Here is a 6,529-nt window from a genome sequence, read left to right as displayed (position 1 = left end):
CGGGGCCGAACGCGTCCGATATCGGCGGCTTCTGGAAGGGCGAGGCGCGCGAGCCCATTCGCGTTTATGTCGGCCTCAACAATGCCGACACGATCGAGGCGCGCGCCAAGCTTGCTCTCGAGGAGTTGAAGCGGGACGGGGCGTTCGAGCGCTCGATGCTCGTCATCATCGCGCCGACGGGCACCGGCTGGGTCGATCCGGCGGCGATGGATACGCTCGAATACTTGAAGCAGGGCGATGTCGCGAGCGTGGCGCTGCAATATTCCTACCTCTCGAGCTGGCTGTCGCTGCTGGTTGAGTCGGAATATGGCGCGCAGTCGGCCAAGGCGCTGTTTCGCGAGGTCTACGGCTACTGGACGACGCTGCCCCACGACAAGCGGCCGAAACTCTATCTGCATGGATTGAGCCTCGGCGCGCTGAACTCGCAGCTATCGGCCGATATCTTCGATGTGATCGCCGATCCGTTCCAGGGCGCTCTGTGGAGCGGCCCGCCTTTCGAGAGCTGGATGTGGAATGCGGTGACGGCAGGGCGCAATCCGCAATCGCCGGCCTGGCTGCCGACCTTCCGCGACGGCTCGATGATCCGCTTCACCAATCAGGAAAACCATCTGGACCTTGCGGATGCTGCGCCATGGGGGCCAATGCGGATCGTCTATCTGCAATATGCAAGCGATGCGGTGACGTTTTTCGATCCGCATTCCTTCTATCGCGAGCCGGCGTGGATGCAGGCGCCGCGGGGGCCGGATGTGTCGCCGAGCCTCAGGTGGTTTCCCGTGCTGACGATGTTTCAGCTGTTGTTCGATCTGATGATCGCGACGACGTCGCCGATGGGCTATGGCCATGTCTATGCGCCCGAGCATTATATCGACGCCTGGATCGCCGTTGCCGGATTGACGGTCGATCCCGGCGAGGTGGCGGCGCTGAAGGCGCGCTTCGCGCAAGCGGACGCTCAGGGCGGTAATGACTGAGATGGGGTGGTGAGGGGCCGGTCTGCACCGCTTCGACTGTTCATAAGCGGGAATATGATCGTGATTAACCACGTTCATTATGGGTTCGTTTAGGCTCCCGTAGCAGTTTGCGCCGGAGTGGCTGGGAAACCACATCTTTGAGGTTCAAACTGATGACCTATAGCGGGTTGCTTCTTTCCGCCGTCGTTGCCGGCCTGATCACGATCCTTGCGATCGGCAGCCGTCCTGCATCCGAAACCGCGTCCAATTGGCCGCAGATGGAACTGACGAAGACCGATCGTATCGTCACCGGAAGTGTGCCGGCGCGGTAATTCTCTGCGATCCGGCGAAGCCGCCTAGGGCGGCTTTGCCAATTCATCAGGGCTTACTCTGCCCGATATGGCTCCGCTACAATAAATCACTCATTTGTTTTCATGGGTGGCGCAAGTAAACGATTAATTTACGGCAACCTAAGAGAGTGGGGTATTGAAGGCGTTACCCGATGAATAGCTCCACACCTCGTTACGATGTAATTTGCGATCCGCTCGACATGTGGATGGTCTGGGACCATCAGGCAGAAGAGCCCGCATGCTTTGGCGGCCAGATCCTCAACGGATTGACCGAAGGCCATGCCGTCGAAGTCGCCAAGATCATGAACGAGATCTATGGCAGCGGCCGCCCGGTTCGTCGCGCCGCGATCAACTTGTCCGACGACAAGGATCTGCGTTACGTCAGCTGACGCTGCGGCTCGTCCGCTCTGCAGTTCCCGTCATGCTGTTCGCATCACCCCTTTCCAGTCTCGCAAGCAAATCTGCGCACACGTCGCCGATCGGTGACCATCGCGCGCTGATCCCCGATTTTTCGACCGGATTAGGGCTTTTGTTTCAAACGTTTCCGCAATCGTGATCGGCCACGCTGGCCTTGTCCGGGCTGGGGGTAAGGTTTCGTTCACCGCTTTTTATTAAATTTGGACCGAAGTTTTTTGGTCACTGCCGATCTTCGGAAGCGATGAGAGTATGGCGTTTGTTTCCATCATGCGGCGTTATGTGCTGCCCGTGCTGCTGTCGACAGCGCTGACGACGTGCTCGACGGATGCGCTCATTCCGCCCGGCAGCGTGGATAGCGGCACGAAGGTCGGCTCCATCTCGCCGCCACGGCGCCAGGCGCCGGTCAGCATGCCCTCCAGCGCCGTCGATCAGGCCTATCCCGCTGGCAATCAGCCGGTCCAGGGCTCCGTCGATTATATGAATACGCCCAATCTTGCCGGTCGCGGGCAGGCGAGCGCGGCACCTCCGATGACCAACGATCAGGCGTCGGCCGGTGCACGCGGTGCTGCCGGCCAGTTCAGCGGCCAGCCGGCGACCTGGGGCGGGACGCAGACGCTTGCCGTGCCGCCCGAGGGCGTCAACATGGATGCCGAGCTTGGGGCGGAGCCGGTCACCGGCCTCGCCCAGGAAGAGCAACAGCAGATCGCCGAGGGACAGTCGGACCAGCCCGTCGTCGATGGCATCGGCACGGACAATCCCACGCAGATGAACCGGATGCGCGCGCCCCGGCCGGCGAGCCAGGCGGCGATGGGGCAACAGCAGCAGGTCTGGAGCGACGGCAGCACTGTCGTGGCGCCGGCGCGCGTGCCTGAGGAGAGCGAGCCGCAGGAAGTGGCGATGCTGCGGCCGAACAACCCGATGGACAGCGAGCCGCAGATGAGCCAGCCGGCACCGGCTGTACCCGGCGTGATGCCGAGTTCGGAGCTTTCCTGCCGGCGCGAGTTGAAGCGGATGGGCGTGGTCTTCACCGACAAGCCGCCGATCTCCAACGGGCCGGCGTGCCAGGTGCCTTATCCGATCTCGCTGCAGGGTCTGTCCGGCAATATCGGCGTTCGCCCGGCGGTGACTTTGAACTGCCAGGTGACGCTCGCCTTTGCCAAGTGGGTGAAGAACGAGCTCGCGCCATCGGCACGGTTTCGCTACTGGTCCGGCATCAAGACGATCCAGCCACTTGGCGGCTATAGCTGCCGACGCATGAACAATAGTCGCCAGCGCTACAATCCGATGTCCGAGCACGCACACGGCAACGCGATCGATGTCGGCAAGTTCGTATTGAAGAGCGGTCACGAGATCGACGTGCGCAAGAAGGGGCTGTTCTCCTTCCGCGAGGGCAAGCTGCTGAAGGCCGTGCGGACGGACAGCTGCAAGTATTTCAACACGGTGCTCGGCCCCGGCAGCAATCCGGAGCACTGGAACCACTTCCACTTCGATCTGCGCGAGCGCAAGAGCGGCAAGGTTTATTGCGACTGACGGCATGAGCGGCCTGGCATCGACGCGGCCGCGGGAATCGCTTTAAACGGGCTCCCTATCAATAAGAGGAGATCGTTGTGGCCGAGAAAAAGCGCCCGAATATTCTGTTTTTCATCGCGATCGTGGTGATCGCCGCCGTCGCTGTGTTCGGCGGTCGTTGGTATGCCTATGTGGCCTATGCGAGCGATCCGTTCGATGAAGTGGGGATCAGTCTCAACATGAAGATGCCCGATTTCATTCGCGCGAAGGGTTGCGAGATGCTGAAGGCTAGGTTCGAGGGCAAGACTTTGCCGCCGGCTGGCTGCAGCGTGAACGGCGCCTGGTAGCAAGGTCGTGGGGGCCTTGAAGTCCTGATGATCGGGGAACCGCGTTTTCAATTGCATCGTTTTCGAGCAAATGAATACTCTGTTCGCAGTCAATGGGATGTAAAACTGTCGCGGAGCGGCTATATAGCGGCGAAATCCTTCCTTTCGTCTTCAAGAGCCCTTCATGGCCCCCATTATTTCCATCCGCAATCTCACGAAAATCTACGGCAACGGCTTTCAGGCACTAAAGGGCATCGATCTCGATGTTGAGAAGGGCGAGATTCTCGCGCTTCTCGGCCCGAATGGTGCCGGCAAGACTACGATGATCTCGATCGTCTGCGGCATTGCCAATCCGAGCGGGGGAACCGTGCTTGTCGGCGGCCACGACGTGGTCAAGGACTTCCGGGCGACGCGGGCGATGATCGGACTGGTGCCGCAGGAACTGACCACCGATCAGTTCGAGACGGTGTGGAACACGGTCAGCTTCTCGCGCGGCCTGCACGGCAAGAAGGCCGATCCTGCGCATATCGAAAAGGTGCTGCGCGACCTGTCGCTGTGGGACAAGAAGGACAATACGCTGCGCCAGCTCTCCGGCGGCATGAAGCGGCGCGTCCTGATCGCCAAGGCACTGAGCCACGAGCCTGAAATCCTCTTCCTCGACGAGCCCACCGCCGGCGTCGACGTCGCGCTGCGCAAGGACATGTGGCACGTCGTCGAGAAACTGCGAGAGGCGGGCGTCACCATCATCCTGACGACGCACTATATCGAAGAGGCCGAAGAGATCGCCGACCGCGTCGGCGTGATCAATGGCGGCGAGCTGCTGCTCGTCGAGGACAAGACGGCGCTGATGGCCAAGCTCGGCCGCAAGCAGCTGATCCTGGAATTGACCGAGCCGCTCGAAGAGCTGCCCGCAAGCTTCGCCGGCAACGGGCTTGCACTCACCGCCGGCGGCAATCGCCTGACCTACGAGTTCGATGCCGAGAACGACCAGGAAAGCATCGCCGCGCTGCTGACCCGGCTTGCCGAGCACAACATCCATTTCAAAGACCTGTCGACGCAGCAGAGTTCGCTCGAAGACATCTTCGTGGCCCTCGTGGGAGGCGCAAAATGAACTTCGAAGCCGTCAAATCCATCTATTTCTTCGAAATGGCCCGCACCCGCCGCACCCTGTTGCAGAGCGTGGTTTCGCCCGTCATCTCGACGTCGCTCTACTTCATCGTCTTCGGTGCGGCCGTCGGGTCGCGCATTCAGGAAGTCGAGGGGATCTCCTATGGCGCATTCATCACGCCGGGCCTGATCATGCTGACCCTGCTCGGGCAGTGCATCGGCAACGGTTCCTTCGGCATCTACTTCCCGAAATTCACCGGCACCATCTACGAAGTGCTGTCGGCGCCGGTGGCGATGGCCGAGATCCTGCTCGGCTATGTCGGGGCGGCCGCGACCAAGGGGTTGATGATCGGGGTGATCATCCTGCTGACGGCGAACTTCTTCGTCGAGGTGAGGATCGAGCACCCGTTCATGATGGCGCTGTTCTTCGTGCTGACGGCCGTCACCTTCAGCCTGTTCGGCTTCATGATCGGGCTGTGGGCTAACAATTTCGAGCAGTTGAACCTGATCCCGATGCTGGTCGTGCCGCCGCTGACCTTCCTCGGCGGCAGCTTCTATTCGATCAACATGCTGCCGCCCTTCTGGCAGGCGGTCAGCCATTTCAATCCGGTGCTCTATCTGGTCAGCGGTTTCCGCTGGAGCTTCTACGGCATCGCCGACGTCAACCCGCTGATCAGCCTCGGTATGATCTCGCTGTTCCTGGCGATCTGCCTGGGCACGCTCGGCTGGATGTTCCGGACCGGCTACAAGCTGCGCAACTGATGCGGCGTCATCGCCGATCGATGGCCTCGCGCGACGGGGAATCCTCGTCGCGCTCCGGTCGGACACTCAGCGTCATGTAGGTGACGATTACCACGATCGCGCCGAGGAAGAGGAGGCTTGTATAAATCGTCCCAAATCCGAGGCCGCCATACTCGACCGGCTGTGACAGCAGGTCGCCCAGGGATGCGCCAAGCGGACGCGTGACGATATAGGCGAGCCAGAAGGCGAGAATGGCGTTCATGCCGCCGCGATAGTAGGCGAGTGCGATCACCGCGATCACGCCGGCGAACAGCAAGGCTGTGCTGAGATAACCGAGTTCCATCCGTTCGGCGATGAGGTCGCCGGCGGCTGTGCCGAGCGCGAAGGTGAACAGGATCGCCAGCCAGTAAAGGGCTTCACGTCGCGTCGTAAAGATGGTGTGGATGGAGAGCGTGCGTTCGAGCGCGTACCAGCCGAGGAAGGTCAGAAAGAGCGCGATCGAAAAGCCGATGGTGGTGACATCAAGCAGGACGCCGAAGTTGTCGACCAGATTGTCGGTGACCAAGGTTCCGACAATGCTGATCAGGACGACGGCGGCCCAGTAGGCCGAAGGGACGTATCGCTTCATCGAAAACTGGATGGCGATAGAGACCGCAAGGATCGCCGACATGATCACGGAGGTCACGGTCAGGCCGAGCCCCAGATTGACGGCGAGATAATCGGCGGCCGTCTCGCCCATGGTGACGGCCATCAGCTTGATCAGCCAGAAATCGACCGTCACGTTCGGGACGCGGTTGGCGGGCTCGTGGCCCGCTCGAATGGCGTTTGTCATCACGGTGCCTCGCTTCTCACTTGCCCATGATCTTCATGGCTTCGGCCAGAAACTTGTCGGAGCGCGCGTCGTCGTCGGCGTTGCAACGTTCGACGGCCTTTGTCTCCAGGTCGTTCACCTTCTTTGCGTCGGCATCCGCGAGCTTCGCAGCCGCCTTCGTGGCGCGCATGTCCTTCAGCATGTCCTCGCAAGGTGCCGGTGCAGCATGCGCGGGCATCGAGACGAGAACGAAGCCCAGGGCGACGAGGGCGTTCAGGATACCTGCTGCGGCGATGGTCTTCATGATGCGTTTCCTTCTAG

9 protein-coding genes are annotated in these 6,529 nt (G+C 61.1%); 7 read left to right on the top strand and 2 right to left on the bottom strand.

Going from position 1 to position 6,529, the window contains the following annotated elements:
• The 7 genes from B3605_RS12165 to B3605_RS12135 all read left to right on the top strand — a co-directional run.
• Positions 1-968 (top strand): alpha/beta-hydrolase family protein (locus B3605_RS12165; RefSeq protein ID WP_296434050.1); only part of this gene is annotated, 968 nt, incomplete at its 5' end.
• A gap of 137 nt (positions 969-1,105) precedes the next feature.
• The gene (locus B3605_RS12160; RefSeq protein ID WP_155947803.1) at positions 1,106-1,279 is read left to right on the top strand and encodes a hypothetical protein; all 174 of its coding nucleotides are present in this window, start codon (positions 1,106-1,108) and stop codon (positions 1,277-1,279) included.
• A 170-nt stretch (positions 1,280-1,449) separates the two neighbouring features.
• A complete protein-coding gene (locus tag B3605_RS12155; protein WP_026283371.1) occupies positions 1,450-1,686 on the top strand; it encodes a hypothetical protein in 237 nt (78 codons plus the stop codon).
• Positions 1,687-1,963: 277 nt separating this feature from the next.
• Positions 1,964-3,244, top strand: coding sequence for an extensin family protein (locus B3605_RS12150; protein WP_112941688.1), 1,281 nt, complete (start codon positions 1,964-1,966; stop codon positions 3,242-3,244).
• Positions 3,245-3,321: 77 nt separating this feature from the next.
• Positions 3,322-3,570: a hypothetical protein gene (locus B3605_RS12145; RefSeq protein ID WP_112941687.1), complete on the top strand. Its 249-nt coding sequence runs from the start codon at positions 3,322-3,324 to the stop codon at positions 3,568-3,570.
• Between the two features lie 163 nt (positions 3,571-3,733).
• Positions 3,734-4,660, top strand: coding sequence for an ABC transporter ATP-binding protein (locus B3605_RS12140; protein ID WP_112941686.1), 927 nt, complete (start codon positions 3,734-3,736; stop codon positions 4,658-4,660).
• Positions 4,657-5,418, top strand: a complete 762-nt coding sequence (locus B3605_RS12135; RefSeq protein WP_018900601.1) for an ABC transporter permease — start codon at positions 4,657-4,659, stop codon at positions 5,416-5,418. Before B3605_RS12140 ends, B3605_RS12135 begins: the two co-directional genes overlap by 4 nt.
• A 7-nt stretch (positions 5,419-5,425) precedes the next feature.
• Here B3605_RS12135 and B3605_RS12130 read toward each other — a convergent pair whose 3' ends face one another.
• Together B3605_RS12130 and B3605_RS12125 are read right to left on the bottom strand one after the other, a co-directional pair.
• Entirely contained in the window at positions 5,426-6,229 is an 804-nt protein-coding gene (locus tag B3605_RS12130; protein WP_112941685.1) for a hypothetical protein, read from the bottom strand.
• A 16-nt stretch (positions 6,230-6,245) separates the two neighbouring features.
• Complete coding sequence (locus B3605_RS12125; RefSeq protein WP_111563484.1) at positions 6,246-6,512, bottom strand: hypothetical protein; 267 nt, start codon at positions 6,510-6,512, stop codon at positions 6,246-6,248.
• Positions 6,513-6,529: the final 17 nt, after the last annotated feature.

The organism is Rhizobium sp. UBA1881 (genome assembly GCF_002338015.1).
GTDB lineage: Bacteria > Pseudomonadota > Alphaproteobacteria > Rhizobiales > Rhizobiaceae > Rhizobium.
This window is presented reverse-complemented; position numbering and strand designations above follow the sequence as displayed.